Origin of the sequence: Pseudophaeobacter sp. A-200-2 (assembly GCF_041008815.1) — a bacterium.
Lineage (GTDB): Bacteria > Pseudomonadota > Alphaproteobacteria > Rhodobacterales > Rhodobacteraceae > Phycobacter > Phycobacter gallaeciensis_A.
Genome location: NZ_JAXGFU010000002.1, coordinates 183,644 through 202,557, shown reverse-complemented (window position 1 = coordinate 202,557; position 18,914 = coordinate 183,644). Strand labels below are relative to the sequence as shown.

Genomic DNA, 18,914 nt, shown 5'->3' with positions numbered 1-18,914 from the left:
TCGTTTGCCGCGCCGCCAGCCGCGGTTGGTTTGCCTCACCCCGCGCCCCCTGCCCGGGACGCGGGAATATTCTGCCCCGGCGGGTTATAGTGCGAATTCGCGAACCTTTTCAAAGCCCGGCAGTACCGGGGCGCCCGCGTTGAATGCAAAACGCCAGGAAACCTGGCCGCCTGTCTTATGGCCGATCTTCACCTCTCCCAGCGCGCCGGTCATGAAGACCGCGGCGATCCGGCCACCATCGCGCAGCTGTTCGAGCAGCGCCGAAGGAACATCTTCGACACCACCCTGGATCATGATCACATCATAGGGACCATGTTCCGCCGCGCCTTCGGCCAACGCACCAACGTGCACGATGGCATTGTCAGCTCCGGCCTCGGCCAATTGATCCTGAGTGTCGCGGCCCATGTCCTCGTCCTGCTCGACGCCGATCACCATCTGGGCAACGCGGGCAGCCACAGCCGTGGAATAGCCCAGCCCGCAAGCCACATCGAGCACCATCTCATCATTCTGGATATCCAGTGCATCCAGAATCTTGGCCAGGGTGCGCGGCTCCAGCAGGACGCGGCTGTCGCCAAGATCGATGTTCTGATCCGCATAGGCGGCTTCACGTTGTGCATCAGGCACAAAGCTTTCGCGAGGTACCGCGAGCATCGCTTCGATAATCGGGTATTTCGTCACATCCGAGGGGCGGACCTGGGTGTCGACCATCATGCGGCGACGTTCGGCGAAGTCAGTCATGTGCTAAACTCGTCTGTTCAGTCTGTTGATATTGCTTGTGCCACATCGCGGAAGGCGCGGCAACGGTGGCTTTGGGAAATTGCTGGGCTGATGCCATGCGGCATCTACTTCTTCTTCACGAATTTCGTGAGGATGACGATCCGCTGACCCTCGACCCGCCCTTCGATGTGTTCGGGGTTGTCCTGAACCAGGGAAATACCGCGCACCGCCGTACCGCGTTTGGCGGTGAACCCGCCCCCTTTAACCGGAAGGTCCTTGATCAAGACAACGTTATCACCTTGCGCCAGAGGCGCCCCGTTGCTGTCCACATGGGCGCTGGCCGCCGGAACATTGTCGGCCCAGGCGCGGGTTTCATCGTCCAGCCACAGCTGCTCGGCCAGATCGCGGGCCCAGTCCTGATCGGAAAGACGTGCCAGAAGACGCGCCGCCAGCACCTGCACGGCAGGCTCTTCCGACCACATCGATGATGACAGGCAGCGCCAGTGGTTGGGATCAAGATCTCCGGCGATCTGCTCCGCACAGGTGGCACAGATCTCAACCCCGGCGCCGTCCGGCCCTCCCGGAACCTCAACAAAGGACAGGGGCGCGTCGGCGGAACAGAGGGCGCAGGGCATAAGGGTATCTCCGTGTCAGAATAGCTATGATCGCTTTAGACCCGGCGCGCGCCAAAGGAAAGCACCGCCCGACGCCACGCGCGCCTATGCCCCGGTCACCAGTCTTATTTGGCGCATTTCTTGCAAAAAGGTGTCGCAGGAAGCAGGTCCAGCCGTTCAGCCGAAATGGCATCACCGCAGATCTGGCAGAAACCGTAGTCACCGCTTTCGATACGCGCCAGTGCCGCATCGATCTGGCGCAGCTCATCCAGTTCAGCCTTGCCAAGGCTTTCCAGCACCTCGTCGCCCTGCCGCTCGGACGATCGGTCCTCCCAATCCTTGGGCATGGGCGCGTCCAGCGTGTGCTCCACCTCGACCAGATGCCCTGTCAGGGCCTTACGCCGCGCCTCAAGCGCCTCTTTACGGATCTCAAATGCCATTCGTCTAATCCTCCCGATAGGTCGTGTTCGGCACATGTTGCCACGTGCTTATCCCCGAACACCTATTAGAGAACATTGACCTCCATCAACAAAGCTGTCGAACCGCGCAGCTCGATGAGCAGCGACTTTCCGCCTCTGGCTGCTCATCTCAGGCGATGCTAGACAACACGCAAAGAACGATGGAGTACACCATGATCAAACATGTCCTGATTGCCCTGAGCCTGCTGAGCCTTGCTGCCTGCGAAACCGCAAAAGGTGCGGGCCGCGACATCAACAAAGCCGGAACCGCCCTTGAGCAGGCGGCCGACGACATTCAGAAGAAACTGTAAGGCTGGGCGCAGGTCAGCGCAGGTTGTAAAGCTTGCGCGCGACCAGCCACGTCACCGGAAAGGCCGCGATAAAGCCAAGCGCTGCCGCGATCAGGATGGGCTGAAGGCTGTCCTGCCCCGTGGCCAAGGCCGCTACCACGGCGCTACCTGCAAGGGTGGAGCCGATAAACAGATGCAGGATGAAAGCAAGACGATACATGTGATGGCCTTTCCGAATAGATGAATCGGGGTCCTGTCGGTGAACCGGACCCATGCCATCATGTTTCAGAATTTGCTGGCAATCGCCTTGATCTGGGTCAGCTTCGGCACTGCGCGCACCTGAATGGCAGGCCCCTCACAACTTCAAGGCGGACAACCTCACGATTGCCCACCTCAGTCTATATTCAAAATGGTGTGAATTGGGCCAGAGGTCAGTCGCGCGGCTGTTTCCGGCGATCCTGCGGGCGCGGCGCCACGGCTTTTACCCGGATCGGTTCAAAATGGTTCACCACCGGAGTTCCCCGGCGCGGCCCTGCGTCATCATCGCGGGCCAGTGACATCACCGCCCAAGCGAATTGCACCCCGGCAAAAACAATCCCGTTCATGAACCAAAGAATGCCAATCGCCAAAAGCCCGACATCAGACGTGCTGACCAGCCCCCAAAGGTTCATTACGTTGAACCAGAGCAGCAGCCCGACGAAGACCGCAGCGATTCCGAACCCCAGCGCAACGTTGCGGATATAGAGTTGAATGAGCTTTGGCATGAGATTCCCTCCATAGGCTGCTTCTTAATGTTAGCACCCGGCGGCAGGCGGTCCAGAGAATAAAGCGGAAAATACATGCGATCGGCGGAATTTGTCCTGCATCTCCTCCACGATCGGAACGAATAACGATCCCCCCCCTGTAAAAACAAAAACAGGCGCACCGGGGTGCGCCTGATTGCAAAGGTCACCTGAAAAGAAGGTTCAGAACGCCTCGGGGCGCGCTTCGCGGGCCATGTGATCCAGAACCGCGTTGACGAATTTCGGCTCCTTGCCTTCGGGGAAAAACGCGCGCGCCACGTCGACGAATTCGTTGATCACCACCTTGGGCGGGGTCTTCGTCTCGACCAGTTCCGAGCCTGCAGCGCGGAACAGCGCCCGCAGGGTCGGGTCGATCCGGGCAATCGGCCATTTCGCAACCAGCGCGCGGTCGGTCATCTGGTCGATCTTGGCCTGATGATTGACGGCGCCTTCGACCAGCTGGCGAAATAACTTGGGGTCACCCTCGGCGTATTCATCACCTTCATAGACAGCGCCGAAACGGTGATCCTCGAATTCGACGATCACCTTGTCGTAGGTCTGGCTGCTGTGCTCCATCTGGAACAGCGCCTGCACGGCAAAAAGCCGGGCCGCCGATTTCATCTGAGTCTTGCCGTTGCCCTTCGGGGCGCTGTCTGGGTTGGTCATGCCGTGGTGGATCCGTTGTCTGTGCCAGCCAGCTGGATGGCCTCGGAAGGGGCCTTAAAGCCGACTCCCTTGCTCTGGGCGCTCCACTTACGCGTCAGTGCGATCAGATGCAAGGCCGCAGCCGCAGCGCCCCCGCCCTTATTCTGATCGGCGGGATCGGCGCGCACCTCGGCCTGGGCGCGGTTCTCTACGGTCAGGATGCCGTTGCCGATGCACAGGCCCTGCAGGCCCATCAGCTGGATCGCGCGGCTGCTGTCGTTGCAGACCGTATCATAATGGGTGGTCTCGCCGCGGATCACGCAGCCCAGTGCCACGTAGCCGTCAAAGTTCGAGGTGCGATCGGCAATAGAGATCGCCGTAGGAACCTCCAGCGCGCCGGGCACTTCGACCAGATCCCAGGTGCCGCCTGCGGCCTCGATCTCGGCCTTGGCACCAGCCACCATATTGTCGGCGATGTCCTTGTAGTAAGGCGCAACCACGATCAGCAGCTTGACCGGTTTGTCAAAGCTGGGACGCGGCAGGATGTAGTGGCTTTCGTGTCCGGCCATATCAGTCTTCCTTCAGGATGGGGCGGCTGCCGACGATGGACAGCCCATAGGCATCAAGACCCACATATTTGGTCGAGGGGGAGTCGGTCAGCAGGATCAGGTCCTTCAGGCCGAGGTTCGACAGGATCTGCGCGCCAATGCCGGTCTGTTTAATGGTCACCGTGCGCGACCCGTCATCCTCATAGGCATAAAGCGCGTTGCGCGGCTGGCGGAACAGGGTCACAACCCCGCGCCCCTCGGCAGCGATGATCTCCATCGCGCGGGGCAATTGACGGGCGGATTTGGGACCGAGGCCCAGAATATCCGTCGCCTCGTGCAGCGCATGGGTGCGGGCCAGAACAGGCTCGGGCGTGGTGATGTCACCCTTGATCATCACCACATGTTCAACGCCGTGGGTCTGGTCGGTGAACAGGCGCATGTCCCATTCGCCGCCGAATTCCGAATTCACGATCTCCCGTGAGGTTTCGGTGACCAGATTGTCGTTGCGGGCGCGATAGGCGATCAGATCGCTGATGGTGCCGATCTTCTGGCCGTGCTCAGCCGCGAAGTCCACCAGATCGGGCAGCCGCGCCATGGTGCCGTCTTCCTTCATGATCTCGCAGATCACCCCCGACGGATGCAGCCCGGCGAGGCGCGAGATATCCACGGCCGCTTCGGTATGGCCCGCACGGACCAGAACGCCGCCGCGTTTGGCGCGCAGCGGGAAGACATGGCCCGGCGTTGCGATTTCCGCCATCGAATTCTGCTCGTTGATCGCGGTCGCGACGGTCAGCGCCCGGTCAGCAGCGGAAATGCCGGTCGAGACACCTTCGCGCGCCTCGATCGAGACGGTAAAGGCGGTCTCATGCCGGGAGGAATTGTTGACCGCCATCATCGGCAGCCCGAGGCTGTCGATCCGGTCCGCGGTCATCGGCAGGCAGATCAGCCCGCGCCCGTGTGTCGCCATGAAGTTGATGGCATCGGCATCCGCGAATTGCGCCGGGATCACCAGATCGCCTTCGTTTTCGCGGTCCTCGTGGTCCACAAGGATGAACATGCGGCCCTGTCGGGCCTCTTCGATGATCTCTTCAATCGGGCTGATTGCGTCGCGCAGGCGGGCCTCGACCGGCCCCGGTGTTTCAAAGCTCATGTCATGGCCTTTCATGATCCGTGTCGCAGGCCCTCGAATGGCGCTGCCGCGTTGCCAGCGAAATAGCGCAGCCGCGCCCCAAAGGCCAGCCCGCTTGGCTCTCTTGGAATCACGGACGCCACGTTTGCAGATGCGCAGAAGACTGCTAGCGTTCCAGCATAAAACTAAAATCAGACCAAACGCGAAAGCCAAGCCCATGCGCACTTCCCGTATCCTGCAAGCCGTTGAAGCCCAAGCCGAGGGCGAACCGGGCCGTGTCATCACCGGTGGCATGCCGCTGCTGAAGGGCGCCAGCGTGTTTGAGAAAATGCAGGACATGGCGGCCAACCACGATGAAATCCGCCTGATGATGCTGCGCGAGCCGCGCGGCAATCCAGGGCTTTGCGGCAATGTCCTCGTGCCGCTCTGCCATCCGGAGGCGGACGCCGGTTTCATCATCTTCGAGCAGACCGAATACCCGCCGATGTCCGGCTCCAACACCATCTGCGTGGTGACGGTGCTGCTGGAGACCGGCATCCTGCCGATGATTGAGCCGGTGACCGAGCTGACACTGGAAGCCCCCGCCGGGCTGATCCGGGTGCGCGCGGAATGCCGTGACGGCAAGGTCACGCGGGTCAGTTTTCGCAACGTGCCCGCCTTTGCCGTTCATCTGGACGCCAAGGTCGAGGTGACGGGACTCGGCACCGTCACGGTCGATGTCGCTTGGGGCGGGATGTTCTTCGTTCTGGCCAATGCGGACCGGCTGGGCGTCGATCTTTCGGCAGACAATGGCAAGGACATCACTCGGGTGAGCGAGGCCATCCGCCACGCCACCGCCGAGCAGCTGCCCGTCATCCACCCGGAGAACCCCGCGATCAGCGGCCCAACGATCACCAACCTCTGGGGGGCGCCCATTGCCAAAGACACCCATGGGCGCGGCGCCATCACCCTCTCCACGGGCCCCTTTGATCCGGACCGCCCTCAGGATGCCAGCGGCATTCTGGACCGCTCCCCCTGCGGCACCGGCACCTGCGCCAAGATGGCCGTGCTGCACGCCCGGGGCCTGCTTGCGCCGGGACAGGACTACGTCAACGCCGGGCCGCTTGGCACCACCTTCACCGGACGTATTGTCGAAGAAACCAAAGTCGGCCCCTACCCCGCCATCGTACCAACCCTGTCCGGGCAAGGCTGGATCTATGGATTGTCCAGCTACACGCTGGATCCCAGCGATCCTTTTCCTGCGGGCTATACCGTCGGCGATATGTGGTGATGCGCGCCGCGGCAGCGGCGCGCCTGGCCCAACGCCTCGGGCCAGCATCTTCGATGCTGGCTCAGGGGGCGGGAGCCTCCCTGCGGTTCGCAGGATGGGCCGCTCAGGCGGACTGATGCGCGAAATACTCGCTCGCGGACAGATAGGCAGCTGCGCGCCCGGCGGTGCTCCATTCGCTTTCCAGCGGCGCATCCCCGATCACCACCACCGAGGCGCCGGGCAATCCCTGGCGACGCATCACGTCCTGAACCCGCACGCGCATCTCGGACCAGCTTTCACTGAACCGCGGCGCCGCACCCGCATCGTTCAGAACCGGGTGGGCGGCCAGAACCGCCTCGGGCGTATTGGGCCGGTGCACTAGCGCCAGTTTGCTGGCGTTCTGCACCGCCTCCAGCGCATGCCGCTCACGCTCAGGCATATGGGCGCCATAGGCAATGATGCGCAGCGCGTTGGAGGAGAACAGCAGCCCGGTGATGTCCTGCCCCGAAGTCTGCCGCACGCGGGCGTAGGTCTTGTAATCCATGCCCAGCTCCGCGGCGCGTTTGATGCGCATCTGCAGAACCAGTTTCGGGATCGTGTTGGGCATCAGCTTTTTCTGGGCGCTGCGCCAGGCGTGTACGCGCCAGGCCCGGCCCTGCTCCATGCTGGGGCCATTGTTGTGGCCGATCCCGGCGGGCGCCGCACCGGATGCCAGACCAGACATCACCCGGCCTCCGCCAGCCGCGCCACGTAGCGGGCCAGCGTGTCGATTTCCAGATTGACCTTGTCGCCCAACTTCACATCCCCCCAGGTGGTCACCTCTTTGGTGTGGGGGATGAAATTGATACCGAAATCACTGCCTTCCACATCGTTGACCGTCAGCGACGTCCCGTTGAGCGCCACCGAGCCCTTGGGGGCGATGAAGCGCGCCAGATCCTTGGGCGCACGCAGGGTCACCCGGGTGCTGTCGCCCTCATCCGTGATATCGACCACCTCGGCCACGCCATCGACATGGCCCGATACGATATGGCCGCCGAGTTCATCCCCGACCTTCAGGGCGCGCTCAAGGTTGACGCGTTTGCCCACAGTCCAGGCGCCGATGTTGGTCTTGGACACCGTTTCGGCAGAGATCTGGACATCGTACCAATCCGGTCCCAGCTCGATTACCGTCAGGCATACCCCATCCGAGGCGATGGAGGCGCCAAGGTCGATCCCTGCCGTATCATAGCCGGTGCCGATGCGCGCGCGCAGATCGCCCTCTTGTTCCAGCGCCTTGATGGTGCCGACGTCGGTGATGATACCTGTGAACATGGAGCTGCTCCTTGCCAGTCGTCCGAACGGGTCAGCGCCCGTCCTCCATTCCGTGTTGGCCAAGAGGTAGCGCCTGCACCCTGGCTTCACAAGTCCCCGCAGGCCCTGCACGCAGTGACTTGGCACCGAACCCGTTTGCACGCCCGCCGCCTCAGCCTTAGTTTCGCCCCAGTCATTCGTTAACCGGGAAATGGTACATTCCCGGAAACCCGAGAAATCGCATGTCCGAGCCTGACACAGATCCGCATCGTCGCTTCCTGTTTCTGCAGGGGCCGCATGGGCCGTTCTTCAACCGCCTTGGCGCGATGCTGCGCGCGGCAGGTTGTTCGGTATGGCGGGTCGGGTTCAACGCCGGGGACAGCGCCTTCTGGCGCCACAGGGCCAGCTACATTCCCTATCAGGGCACGCCGCAGGTCTGGCCCGCGACCTTTGCCGGGATCTGCGACCAGCACCAGATCACCGATATCGTGCTGTACGGTGACACCCGCCCGATCCACGCCGAGGCGATCAAGGCCGCAAAACAGCGGGGCCTCTGCGTGCACGTCTTTGAAGAAGGTTACATGCGCCCCTATTGGGTGACCTATGAACGGGGTGGCTCCAACGGCAATTCCCGGCTGATGGACATGTCAGTTCCGGATATGCAGCAGGCACTGGCCCTGTCGGATATGGAGGCGCCGCTGCCCCCATCCCACTGGGGGGATATGCGGCAGCATATCTTTTACGGCGCGCTCTATCACTGGTTCGTCATGTTCCGGAACCGGCGTTACCGGAACTTCCGCCCACACCGATCACTGCCGGTGGCACGTGAGTTCCAGCTCTACCTGCAACGGCTCTTGCTGATGCCTGCGCAGGCGCTGGACCGGCGGCTGGCCACATGGCGCATCCGCAGCGGTGGCTTTCCCTACCATCTGGCGCTCTTGCAGCTGGAGCATGATAGCTCGTTCCAGATGCATTCCCCGTTTGAAAGCATGGCCGATTTCCTGGCCGAGGTGATCACCGGTTTCGCCGAAAGCGCGCCGCGTCACCACCATCTGGTGATCAAGGCGCACCCGCTGGAGGATGGCCGTGTGCCGCTGCGCAGCGTGGTGCGCAGGCTGGCGCGGGAGCACGGCATCAAGGACCGCATTCACTACGTGCGCGGTGGCAAGCTGGCGCAGCTGCTGAACGAGGCGCGCACTGCCATTACCGTCAATTCGACCGCCGGACAGCAGGTCCTGTGGCGCGGCATACCGCTCAAGGTCTTTGGCCGCGCAGTCTATGACAAGGCCGAGTTCGTCTCGACCCAGAGCCTGGGGGAGTTCTTTGCCACCCCGGCCCGCCCCGACAACCGCGCCTATAAGGATTACCGTCGCTTTCTCCTCGAAACATCGCAACTGCCGGGGGGCTACTACTCTCGCAAAGGACGGCGGCAATTGCTGCGTCAGGTGGTGGACATGATGCTGGCGCCGGACGATCCCTACGATGCGCTGAGGCGTGGCACAGCGGCTCCTCGGCAACAGTTGCGTATCGTGAACTGAGCCGCACAGACCGCAAGACTGGATTTCCGTTACCTGCTCCGCTATCCTGTCTGAAAAAATTGAGGCAAAACAATAACAGGTCGAGGAGACCGAGCAGTGACAAACGTCCCATTTCGCTGGGCGCGCCCTATCGCGATTCTCGCCGCAGTATCGCTTGCGGCGTCCTGTGGCTTGCCCAAGGTTGGCCCGAACAAACGCCAGATCTTTGCCGGTTCGGTGCAGAAAGAGGGCGATGCCTTTATCGTTTCCGTGAATGACCGGGTGGCTCGGGCAACCGCTGTGGTGCCCGCGCTTGGCTTTTCATCCGATTTTACCTCGGCCGGCCGACTGACCTCTGACATCATCCGGCCCGGCGACGTCCTGGGACTGACCATCTGGGAAAACGTAGATGATGGCCTTCTGGCCGCCGAAACCTCGAACGCGACCGCGCTTGAAGAAGTGCAGGTCGATGGCGCCGGCTATATCTTCGTGCCCTATGCCGGTCGTCTCAGGGCTTCGGGCAACACCCCGGAGCAACTGCGTGAAGAGATTACCAAGAAGCTTGAAGACCAGACCCCGGATCCGCAGGTGCAGGTCCGCCGTCTGGCCGGCGATGGTGCCACGGTCAGCCTGACCGGCGCCGTGGGCGGACAGGGGATTTATCCCATCGAGCGTCCCACCCGCACATTGGCCACCATGCTGGCCCAGGCTGGCGGTGTGACGATCCAGCCCGAAATCGCCCAGGTCACCGTGATCCGCGGCAAGCAGCAAGGTAAGATCTGGTTCCAGGACCTCTATGATCATCCCGAACTCGACATCGCCCTGCGCGGCGGTGACAAGATCCTTGTCGAAGAGGACACCCGCTCCTTTACCGCGCTTGGCGCCACCAGCGCCCAGGCCCGCGTTCCCTTTGAAAGCCAGGACCTGTCGGGGCTTGAAGCCATCGCCCAGGTTGGCGGTCTGATTTCCACCGCCTCGGACCCGACCGGGGTGTTCATCCTGCGCAACGAACCGGCCGAGATCGCCAATCGGGTGCTGGGCCGCGACGACCTGATCGGTGCCCAGCGGATGGTCTATGTGCTGAACCTGACGCAGCCGAACGGGCTGTTCATTGCCCGTGATTTCGTGATCCGCGATGATGACACGCTCTATGTCACCGAGGCGCCCTATACCCAGTGGACCAAGACGATTTCCCTGCTGGTCACGCCCCTTGGATCGCTGTCGAGCGCCGCGTCCATCGCTGGCGGGTAACGCCGCAATGCTAAGGTCGCCGACAGGCATAACGAAAGCCGGGAACGACACATCCCGGCTTTTTGTTTACAACGGCGGTTTCCTGACCCAATCCCGATTGCGCCGGATCCTGTCCCTTGCCGGTTATGACATCCGGCTGGGGCTACCCGGCGATGGGGATCTGGTCGGGGTCTGGGGCAACTCCCCCACTGCCCACCGTGGAAAGGCTATCGCTCACAAATATGGTTCTGCCCTGCTGCGGGTCGAAGACGCCTTTCTACGCTCGGTCTATCCAGGCCGCGCGGGTGAGCCACCTCTGGGGCTGCTGCTGGACCGCTCGGGCGTGCATTTCGACGCCAACACGCCATCTGACCTGGAGCAGCTGCTGGCCACGCACCCCTTGGATGACAGCAGCATGATGCGCCGCGCCCGTGATGCCATCGGGCGGCTGATGGATGCGCATCTCAGCAAGTACAACGCCTATGCTGCCGAAGCGCCGGTTCCCGATCCCGGTTACGTGCTGGTGGTGGATCAGGCGCGCGGCGATGCCTCGGTCACGGCCTCAGGAGCAGATGCAGCTCGGTTCCGCGAAATGCTGGTTTTCGCGCAAGAGGAAAACCCCGGCGCCCGTATTCTGATCAAGACCCATCCGGAAACCCGCGCCGGATACCGGCCTGGCTATTTCGGCCCGGAAGATGCCAATGATCGGATAGAACTGCTGACGCGTCCCGTGTCGCCCTGGCCGCTGCTGGAGGGTGCGGTCGCGGTCTATACCGTCTCCTCGCAACTGGGGTTCGAGGCCATTCTGGCTGGCCACAAACCGCGCGTCTTTGGCCAGCCCTTCTATGCCGGTTGGGGCCTGACGCAGGACGAGATGCCGGCGCCGCGCCGCAACCGCCGCCTGACCCGCGCACAACTGTTTTCCGCGGCAATGATCCTGTACCCCACCTGGTACGACCCCTTCCGCGACCAGCTGTGCGAGCTGGAAACCGTGATCGACGCGCTGGAGGCCCGCGTGCGCGCCTGGCGTCAGGATCGCGTCGGCTGGGCCGCCTCCGGCATGCGGATGTGGAAACGGCGGCCACTGCAGGGCTTTTTCGGCAGTGAAAAGAAAATGCTGTTCACCGAGGATCCCGAAAAGGCACGCAAGAGCGGGCGCAACTGGATGGTCTGGGCCTCCAAAGCAGACAAATCCCACGCCGGGGCTTTTCATCTAGAGGACGGCTTTCTGCGCTCCCGCGGTCTTGGCGCCGAACTGGTGCCGCCGATGTCGCTGGTTCTGGACCGTCAGGGGATCTATTACGATCCGCGCCAGCCCTCGGATCTGGATGATCTGATCGCCCAGCGCGAGGACCTACACGATGCCGAGGCCCGCCGCGCCGAACATCTGATCAAGAGCCTGACGCAGAACAGCCTGTCGAAGTACAATCTGGGCGGCGACATCCCCGATCTGCCCGCGGGGCACCGGATCCTCGTACCCGGTCAGGTCGAAGACGATGCCTCGATCCTGGCGGGGGCGGGCAAGATACGCAGCAATCTGGATCTTTTGCGCGCTGTGCGCGGCGCCAATCCCAAGGCGGTGATCATCTACAAGCCCCACCCAGATGTCGAAGCAGGTCTTCGCAAGGGGCAGATCGTGCCCGAGGATCTGGCCGATGTCGTGGCGCAGAATGCCGATCCGATGGCGCTTCTGGATCACGTGCAGGAGGTCTGGACCATGACCTCGCTCTTGGGGTTCGAGGCACTGCTGAGGGGCGTCAAGGTGACCGTGGTCGGATCCCCCTTCTATGCCGGCTGGGGGCTGACCCAGGATATCATCTCCGCCCCGGCCTGGCGCAAGGCCCGGCCAGGTCTCACGGGGTTGGCTCATGCGGTACTGATCGACTATCCGCGCTATCACGACCCGGTCACAGGGCTGCCCTGCCCTGTCGAGGTCGTGGTTGAGCGCCTGATCAAGGGCGAGCAACCATCGCCTGGCCTTGCCAACCGCAGCCTGTCAAAACTACAGGGCCTGTTTGCAACCTACGTCCACCTGTGGCGGTGAGCTGTCGTCCTTAGCTCAGCGCCCGGCGCCAGCGGTGCAGGATATCGCCACCCAGCGGGCGCACCTCAGCCAGTTCAAAACGGGGTGCCTCATCCAGCCGCCCAAGGCCAAGCGCGCCAATCGAAGGCAGCCCCTCGGCGCCGATGCCGATCCCGGCGGTAAAGCCGATCAGCTCATCCACCAGATCAAAGGCCAGCAATGAGGCCGCCAGCGCGCTGCCGCCTTCGCAGAACACGCGGGTCAGACCCGCCTGACCAAGCTGCTGCAGGATATCCACCGCCGAGAGCTGCACCCCGTGGCTGGCACAGGGCAGCAACCGGGCGCCCAGCCCTTCCCAGGCGCGCAGCCGCTCGATATCGGCGCCCTGCCCGTGGCACAGCCAGACCGGCACCTCTTGCGCAGTGCGGGCCAGCTGGCTCATCAGCGGCAGATCCAGATGGCGGGAGGCAATCACCCGCACCGGCTGTTTGTCGATGCCTAAGTCGCGCACGGTCAGCGACGGATCATCCGCCCGCACGGTTCCGGCGCCGACCATGACCGCATCATGACAGGCACGCATCGCATGCACTGCGCGGCGTGCTTCGGGGCCCGTGATCCATTTGCTCTGCCCCGATCCGGTGGCAATCCGCCCGTCAAAACTGCTGGCCAGCTTCAGTGTAACGAAGGGACGCCCCTGTTCGGTCTTCAGGAAGAAACCAGCGTGATCGCGGGCGGCCTGTTCTGCGAGAACCCCGGTGGTGACCTCCACCCCGGCATAACGCAGCATTTCAAACCCCTGCCCAGAAACCCGCGGATCACTATCGCCGATGGCCGCGACCACACGCGCCACCCCGGCGTCGATCAGCGCCTGCGCACAGGGCGGTGTCGCACCATGATGCGAACAGGGTTCAAGAGTCACATAGACGGTGGCGCCACGCGCCGCCGCGCCTGCCTGCGCAAGCGCCTGCGGCTCCGCGTGCGGGCGGCCGCCCGGTTGGGTCCAGCCTCGCCCGACGATGCGGCCATCCTTGACGATGACGCAGCCCACTGCGGGGTTGGGCCAGCAATTGCCATGCCCACGCCGCCCCAGGGACAGGGCCAGCGCCATGAACCGTTCATCCACGGCAATGTCATAACGGCTCATCGGGGTGATCACTCTTCCGGGGGGTGCGGGCGCAGCTCGTGGACGAAGTCCTCGAAATCATCGGCGGCCTGGAAATTCTTGTAGACGCTGGCAAAGCGCACATAGGCGACGGTGTCGATCCGGGCCAAGGCCTCCATGACGATCTCGCCGATCTTCTTGGACTGAATATCCGTCTCGCCCATGCTTTCAAGGCGGCGGACAATGCCCGAGATCATCTGATCGATACGCTCGGGGTCGATCGGGCGCTTCTGCATCGAAATGCGGATTGAGCGCTCCAGCTTGTCCCGGTCGAAGTCTTCGCGTTTGCCGTTGGTCTTGACCACCACCAGATCGCGCAGCTGCACCCGTTCGTAGGTGGTGAAACGCCCGCCACAGGCCGGGCAGAAGCGGCGGCGACGGATCGACACGTGATCCTCTGCCGGGCGCGAATCCTTGACCTGAGTATCGATATTTCCGCAAAACGGGCAGCGCATCAGCCAGTCCCCTTCATGATCAATGCCTGTAGATTGCGCCTGACCCGGCGCAGTTATCCACAACTATAGGACAGCCTCAACAGTTTGGGTAGAGGCGAAATCACACCGCTAGATCAAGCAGTTCAGGCAAGATGCGCCGCAACCTTGCGCCGGTGCGGCGCGTCGCGGTGTTCAAACAGGTAGACCCCCTGCCAGGTGCCCAGAACAGCCGCGCCATCCGTGACCGGGATCGACAGGCTGACCGGCATCATTGCTGCCTTGATATGGGCCGGCATATCATCGGGGCCTTCGTAGGTATGGCGCAGATAAGACATCGACGGGTCCGTGCTGGGCGGCACCAGTCGGGCAAAATAGGCCCGAAGATCCGTCTGCACCTCGGGGTCAGCGTTTTCCTGTATCAGCAGGGAGCAGGAAGTGTGCCGCACGAACAACGTCAGCACCCCCTGCCGCATACCGCAGGACCCAACCCAGGACTGAATATCGCGGGTGAATTCGTAAAGGCCCTGCCCGGCCGTTTCGATCTGAAATTCGGTTTGCATGAGGACAGCATTGCCGCAGGACGCGCTGCTTCACAAGTGCCCCTATGAAGTGATCAGGGGCGCCGGAAGAAAGGATCGTCGAACCGGTCATAGCAATAGTTGCGGGCGGTGGCGGCGTTCAGGTTATAGCCCGGCTTTTTCACTGACAGGGAATACCCCTTTTCCGTACTCGCTCCCGGCGGTGGGGTCAGCGCGAATTTCACCGATTTTCTGCCGGGGCGGTTGACCGAAGGGCCGACGCCCTCCCAGACATAGATCCGCTGGGTGGCGCTGGTACGCAGCTGCGATATGGCAAAATCCCCGATCCCACACCAGTAATCCTGCGCCGAGGTGCCGACCCGGCTCACCACTTCCCAGACACCCTCTTCGACAGGCAGCACTTCGTGGCGGTTCCAAGACCACCAGGCCTGCACCGAGACGGATTGCGCGGTAACAGGCTGCACCGCAAGGGCTGTCGCAAAGGCCAAGGCAGGCCAGAACATCGGTTTCATCGGTCTACTCCCCTGTTGCGTCACCAGAAGTATAGCACAGGCCCGCTGTTCGGCGACCTCAGCCGGTTCGCCAGCGCCCGTCAGCGGGTCAGAAACCCGTCGGCAATTGGTGACAGAATGACAGGGCTGCGCGCACCTGCATCGCATCGCCGACGTTCAGGCGGTTGATCGGCGGATTAGTGATAGGCTCCGCTCCCGCCAGCATATTCGCATCGAGCGTGAACTGCACCGCAGAGCGGCGGTTGGTCGTGTCGCTGGGTCCCATGGCGCGGGACACATAAACCATTGCCGACATCGGCGCGCCAAGCGCACGCACGGCATAATCCCCAGCGCCACACCAATAGTCCAATCCGGTCCCGCCTGCGATCGGAACGACCTCGAACACCTGCTCCGATACCGGGTTGACCCGCGCCGACTTGCGGCTGGTAAAGGCGTCAGCCGCCCCGGCAAGGCCAAGAGCCGCCGAGGCCGAAAAGACGACCACTGCAAATGAAAATCTTCGCGCCATTGCGACACCCTCCAATACCGTCAAGTTCTATTCCTGACACGGTATGATCCTAGGGCCAGCCCCGCTTCGCGCCAGCCCCGGGGCTATCACGCTCTCGTGTATCTGTCGCTTCGAACGTGGCGCGCCCACCGGCCTGCGTATCAGGGACGGATCGGACGCTGGTTGCAATAGGTTCTGGCCTGCTGGACCGACATGGAGTCGCCGGGACGGATGCCAAAGGTGAACCAACCGCGATCCGCGCCCAGCCCGGCGACCTGATCAGCCGAAAGGGTGAATTGCACGGCAGACCGCTTACCTGTGGTGACGCTTTCACCGCGCCCACGCAGGACATAAATCGGGTCGCGCCAATCCGCGCCAAGCACGCGGCGGGCATATTCGGAGGCCCCGCACCAGAATTCCTCAACAGTGCCAGAACTGCGCGGAACGACTTCGAACACCGTGTCACTCACGGCATTCACCTGCACCCCATTGGCAAGCGTGAAGGCCTGCCCGACGGAGGGAGACAGGAGAAAAAGGGCGCACCCGAGGCTAGATAGAAAATTCTTCATGGCAGGAAATCCGTTGTTTTCTCAAACATAGGGATCCCCGCAGGCAGAACCAAGGGGCGGCGCCCTCACTTAGAGAAGATCAGCAAAGAGCTGCTTTAGCTCGCATTCCGCAGTGGGTATGCAGCCGCCTGCACATCCAGCTCCCCTGACGGGCCGGGATCAGTTGCGCTTGGGAAAGGGAATGATCTGCGCGCTTTGCTGTGTGCCGAGTGTCTGTTCCAGAATGGCCAGAACTTCGGGTTTCGGCGTCTTTCCCTTGGTCGGGCTGAACCGGCTTCGTGCCTGCTCCCGCAGCATGCTGCGCGCGGTATCGCCGTCGATTTCCTGGAAGCGTTCGCCCTGATCCTTCAGAACCTCCAGCATGAACTGGTTGGCCTCGGTCAGGTTCTTGAGATGCAGCAGCTTTTCCTCAAGTTCACTCAGAGCGGCGGTGGTTCCCCGGTTTGCAGACATCATTTCCCCCGAAATGCAAAGTTCCTTAACCAAAAGTTTACGCAGCTCCCCCGCCAAGGGCAAGGATCAGGGTAAAGAGATGGTTAACGACGTGCGCAGGCCCGTCGCCCTTCCCGCGAGATGCCTGCACGGGAAGGGCATTCAACGCCTTTCGGAACAAAGAAAAAGGCGCCGTGAGGGGCGCCTTTTTGATCACTGATCGAGGAAGCTGCGCAGCTTGCGGCTGCGGCTGGGATGTTTGAGCTTCCGCAGCGCTTTCGCTTCGATCTGACGGATCCGTTCGCGGGTCACGCTGAACTGCTGACCGACCTCTTCGAGCGTGTGGTCGGTGTTCATGCCAATGCCAAAACGCATCCGCAGAACCCGTTCCTCGCGCGGGGTGAGCGAGGCCAGAACCCGGGTGGTGGTTTCCTTGAGGTTTTCCTGAATGGCGCTGTCCAGGGGCAGCACCGCGTTCTTGTCCTCGATGAAATCGCCCAGCTGGCTGTCTTCCTCGTCCCCGATCGGGGTTTCGAGGCTGATCGGCTCCTTGGCGATCTTCATCACCTTGCGGACCTTCTCAAGCGGCATCTGCAGCTTTTCAGCCAGTTCTTCCGGCGTCGGCTCGCGGCCGATTTCGTGCAGCATCTGACGGCCGGTGCGGACCAGCTTGTTGATCGTCTCGATCATGTGGACCGGGATCCGGATCGTGCGCGCCTGATCCGCGATGGAGCGGGTGATCGCCTGACGGATCCACCATGTGGCGTAGGTCGAGAACTTGTAACCACGGCGGTATTCGAACTTGTCCACCGCCTTCATCAGGCCGATGTTGCCTTCCTGGATGAGGTCGAGGAACTGCAGGCCGCGGTTGGTGTATTTCTTCGCGATGGAGATCACGAGACGCAGGTTCGCCTCGACCATTTCCTTCTTGGCCTGACGCGCCTCTTTTTCACCCTTCTGCACCTGCTGCACAATGCGGCGGAATTCGCTGATATCGAGACCGACATACTGGCCGACCTGCGCCATGTCAGCGCGCAGCTCTTCCACCTTGTCAGTGGAGCGTTCGATGAACATCTGCCAGCCCCGCCCCGGTTTCGCGGACATATCCGCCAGCCAGTTCGGATCCAGCTCGCGGCCACGGTATTCCTCGACGAATTCGCGACGGTTGATCCGGGCCTGGTCAGCCAGCTTCACCATGGCGCTATCGATCTGCATCACGCGGCGGTTGATGCCGTAAAGCTGGTCGATCAGGGCTTCGATACGGTTGTTGTGCAGGTGCAGACCATTCACCAGTTCCACGATCTCGGACCGCAGCTGTTGGTAGGTCTTTTCGTCCTGCGCGCTGAACGATCCGTCCTCATTCAGAGTGGCCGAAATCCGGCTGTCCTGCATTTCGCTCAGCTGAGCGTAATCCGAGGAGATCTGCTCCAGCGTGGTCAGCACGCGATCCTTGAGCGCAGCCTCCATCGCGGCCAGGGACATGTTGGCCTGTTCGTCCTCGTCATCGTCGTCATCGCTGGCAATCGGATTGCCGTCGGCGTCGAGTTCGGGCCCCTTGTCTTCCTTGGCGGGTTTGGCAGCATCGGACACCGCACCGGTGTTCACCACCGGTTCGCTGACCTCGCCCTCTTCGTCCATCTGGTTGCCAAAGGTGGCCTCAAGATCGATGACATCGCGCAGCAGAATGTCTTCGGACAGAAGTTCGTCGTGCCAGATGGTGATCGCCTGGAAGGTCAGCGGGCTTTCGCAGAGGCCCAGGATCATCGTATTCCGGCCGGCTTCGATCCGCTTGGCGATGGCGATCTCGCCTTCGCGGCTCAGCAGTTCGACAGAGCCCATTTCACGCAGATACATGCGGACCGGATCATCGGTGCGGTCCAGTTTTTCCGCAGCCGCCCCGGCCACCGCGACTTCGCGGTTGGATTCGGTCGTCACCAGTTCGGTCGAGCCTTTGTTCTGCTCTTCCTCTTCGGCCTCTTCGTCCTCGATGATATTGATGCCCATTTCGGAGAGCATCGACATCACGTCCTCGATTTGTTCCGAGCTGACCTGATCCGGCGGCAGGACCTGATTGAGCTGATCGTAGGTGATGTACCCCTTCTCGCGGGCCTCCGCGATCATCTTCTTGACCTGGGCCTGGCTCATGTCCAGAGAGATTTCGGCTTCCTGATCGTCAGGTTTGCGGTCGTCGGTGTCTTTGGCGGCCATTCAATGCTCCTCTAAGAGGCTGGGGCGATTCGGGTATCGCGAATCATTAGCGCGAACTTCTGATTCGTCACCCCGTTTA

Annotated in this window: 23 protein-coding genes; 5 read left to right on the top strand and 18 right to left on the bottom strand. The window is 62.2% G+C overall.

Annotation, left to right across the window (positions count from 1 at the left end; genetic code table 11):
• Positions 1-84 precede the first annotated feature (84 nt).
• The 3 genes from SM766_RS03555 to SM766_RS03545 form a co-directional block, all read right to left on the bottom strand.
• Positions 85-738 (bottom strand): protein-L-isoaspartate O-methyltransferase family protein, encoded by a 654-nt coding sequence (locus SM766_RS03555; RefSeq protein ID WP_368946955.1) that lies wholly within the window; start codon positions 736-738, stop codon positions 85-87.
• Positions 739-842: 104 nt separating this feature from the next.
• Positions 843-1,352 (bottom strand): PhnA domain-containing protein, encoded by a 510-nt coding sequence (locus SM766_RS03550; RefSeq protein WP_065270896.1) that lies wholly within the window; start codon positions 1,350-1,352, stop codon positions 843-845.
• A gap of 104 nt (positions 1,353-1,456) precedes the next feature.
• On the bottom strand, positions 1,457-1,771 hold the full coding sequence (locus SM766_RS03545; protein WP_065270897.1) for a TraR/DksA family transcriptional regulator: 315 nt from the start codon (positions 1,769-1,771) through the stop codon (positions 1,457-1,459).
• A 191-nt stretch (positions 1,772-1,962) separates the two neighbouring features.
• Between SM766_RS03545 and SM766_RS03540 the strand changes: the two genes are divergently transcribed.
• Positions 1,963-2,100 (top strand): entericidin A/B family lipoprotein, encoded by a 138-nt coding sequence (locus tag SM766_RS03540; RefSeq protein ID WP_116560370.1) that lies wholly within the window; start codon positions 1,963-1,965, stop codon positions 2,098-2,100.
• A 13-nt stretch (positions 2,101-2,113) separates the two neighbouring features.
• Here SM766_RS03540 and SM766_RS03535 read toward each other — a convergent pair whose 3' ends face one another.
• The 5 genes from SM766_RS03535 to ribB form a co-directional block, all read right to left on the bottom strand.
• Positions 2,114-2,299: a CTP synthetase gene (locus SM766_RS03535; RefSeq protein ID WP_065270898.1), complete on the bottom strand. Its 186-nt coding sequence runs from the start codon at positions 2,297-2,299 to the stop codon at positions 2,114-2,116.
• A gap of 211 nt (positions 2,300-2,510) precedes the next feature.
• Positions 2,511-2,843 (bottom strand): hypothetical protein, encoded by a 333-nt coding sequence (locus SM766_RS03530; RefSeq protein ID WP_274828262.1) that lies wholly within the window; start codon positions 2,841-2,843, stop codon positions 2,511-2,513.
• Between the two features lie 201 nt (positions 2,844-3,044).
• Complete coding sequence (nusB, locus tag SM766_RS03525; RefSeq protein WP_065270900.1) at positions 3,045-3,527, bottom strand: transcription antitermination factor NusB; 483 nt, start codon at positions 3,525-3,527, stop codon at positions 3,045-3,047.
• The gene (locus tag SM766_RS03520; protein WP_274828261.1) at positions 3,524-4,075 is read right to left on the bottom strand and encodes a 6,7-dimethyl-8-ribityllumazine synthase; all 552 of its coding nucleotides are present in this window, start codon (positions 4,073-4,075) and stop codon (positions 3,524-3,526) included. The genes nusB and SM766_RS03520 overlap by 4 nt, the downstream gene beginning before the upstream one ends.
• Position 4,076: 1 nt before the next feature.
• Positions 4,077-5,204: a 3,4-dihydroxy-2-butanone-4-phosphate synthase gene (gene ribB, locus SM766_RS03515; protein ID WP_065270902.1), complete on the bottom strand. Its 1,128-nt coding sequence runs from the start codon at positions 5,202-5,204 to the stop codon at positions 4,077-4,079.
• A 196-nt stretch (positions 5,205-5,400) separates the two neighbouring features.
• Here ribB and SM766_RS03510 point away from each other — a divergent pair, with 196 nt between their 5' ends.
• On the top strand, positions 5,401-6,453 hold the full coding sequence (locus tag SM766_RS03510) for a proline racemase family protein (protein WP_368946954.1): 1,053 nt from the start codon (positions 5,401-5,403) through the stop codon (positions 6,451-6,453).
• A 103-nt stretch (positions 6,454-6,556) separates the two neighbouring features.
• Here SM766_RS03510 and SM766_RS03505 read toward each other — a convergent pair whose 3' ends face one another.
• Both SM766_RS03505 and SM766_RS03500 read right to left on the bottom strand, forming a co-directional pair.
• Positions 6,557-7,156, bottom strand: a complete 600-nt coding sequence (locus SM766_RS03505; protein WP_368946953.1) for a hypothetical protein — start codon at positions 7,154-7,156, stop codon at positions 6,557-6,559.
• Positions 7,156-7,743 carry a riboflavin synthase gene (locus tag SM766_RS03500; protein WP_368946952.1) on the bottom strand — a complete coding sequence of 196 codons (588 nt, stop codon included), beginning with the start codon at positions 7,741-7,743 and terminating at the stop codon, positions 7,156-7,158. Before SM766_RS03500 ends, SM766_RS03505 begins: the two co-directional genes overlap by 1 nt.
• Positions 7,744-7,964: 221 nt before the next feature.
• Here SM766_RS03500 and SM766_RS03495 point away from each other — a divergent pair, with 221 nt between their 5' ends.
• The 3 genes from SM766_RS03495 to SM766_RS03485 all read left to right on the top strand — a co-directional run bounded on the left by SM766_RS03495 (position 7,965) and on the right by SM766_RS03485 (position 12,513).
• A complete protein-coding gene (locus tag SM766_RS03495) occupies positions 7,965-9,260 on the top strand; it encodes a capsule polysaccharide biogenesis protein (RefSeq protein WP_368946951.1) in 1,296 nt (431 codons plus the stop codon).
• Between the two features lie 96 nt (positions 9,261-9,356).
• Complete coding sequence (locus SM766_RS03490; protein ID WP_368946950.1) at positions 9,357-10,490, top strand: polysaccharide biosynthesis/export family protein; 1,134 nt, start codon at positions 9,357-9,359, stop codon at positions 10,488-10,490.
• Between the two features lie 7 nt (positions 10,491-10,497).
• Positions 10,498-12,513: a capsule polysaccharide biogenesis protein gene (locus tag SM766_RS03485; RefSeq protein WP_368946949.1), complete on the top strand. Its 2,016-nt coding sequence runs from the start codon at positions 10,498-10,500 to the stop codon at positions 12,511-12,513.
• A 10-nt stretch (positions 12,514-12,523) separates the two neighbouring features.
• On the opposite strand, the gene ribD is transcribed toward SM766_RS03485, so the two are convergent.
• From ribD to rpoD, 8 genes are all read right to left on the bottom strand, one after another.
• Positions 12,524-13,600 carry a bifunctional diaminohydroxyphosphoribosylaminopyrimidine deaminase/5-amino-6-(5-phosphoribosylamino)uracil reductase RibD gene (ribD, locus tag SM766_RS03480; protein WP_368947113.1) on the bottom strand — a complete coding sequence of 359 codons (1,077 nt, stop codon included), beginning with the start codon at positions 13,598-13,600 and terminating at the stop codon, positions 12,524-12,526.
• A gap of 44 nt (positions 13,601-13,644) precedes the next feature.
• Positions 13,645-14,109 (bottom strand): transcriptional regulator NrdR, encoded by a 465-nt coding sequence (gene nrdR, locus SM766_RS03475; RefSeq protein WP_065270909.1) that lies wholly within the window; start codon positions 14,107-14,109, stop codon positions 13,645-13,647.
• A gap of 122 nt (positions 14,110-14,231) precedes the next feature.
• Positions 14,232-14,648 (bottom strand): secondary thiamine-phosphate synthase enzyme YjbQ, encoded by a 417-nt coding sequence (locus SM766_RS03470; RefSeq protein ID WP_368946948.1) that lies wholly within the window; start codon positions 14,646-14,648, stop codon positions 14,232-14,234.
• A gap of 53 nt (positions 14,649-14,701) precedes the next feature.
• Positions 14,702-15,139, bottom strand: a complete 438-nt coding sequence (locus tag SM766_RS03465; RefSeq protein WP_274828253.1) for a hypothetical protein — start codon at positions 15,137-15,139, stop codon at positions 14,702-14,704.
• Between the two features lie 88 nt (positions 15,140-15,227).
• On the bottom strand, positions 15,228-15,647 hold the full coding sequence (locus SM766_RS03460) for a hypothetical protein (RefSeq protein ID WP_274867319.1): 420 nt from the start codon (positions 15,645-15,647) through the stop codon (positions 15,228-15,230).
• Positions 15,648-15,787: 140 nt separating this feature from the next.
• A complete protein-coding gene (locus SM766_RS03455) occupies positions 15,788-16,096 on the bottom strand; it encodes a hypothetical protein (RefSeq protein ID WP_368946947.1) in 309 nt (102 codons plus the stop codon).
• Between the two features lie 258 nt (positions 16,097-16,354).
• The gene (locus tag SM766_RS03450) at positions 16,355-16,648 is read right to left on the bottom strand and encodes a hypothetical protein (RefSeq protein ID WP_368946946.1); all 294 of its coding nucleotides are present in this window, start codon (positions 16,646-16,648) and stop codon (positions 16,355-16,357) included.
• A gap of 192 nt (positions 16,649-16,840) precedes the next feature.
• The gene (rpoD, locus tag SM766_RS03445) at positions 16,841-18,835 is read right to left on the bottom strand and encodes an RNA polymerase sigma factor RpoD (RefSeq protein WP_368946945.1); all 1,995 of its coding nucleotides are present in this window, start codon (positions 18,833-18,835) and stop codon (positions 16,841-16,843) included.
• Positions 18,836-18,914 lie beyond the last annotated feature (79 nt).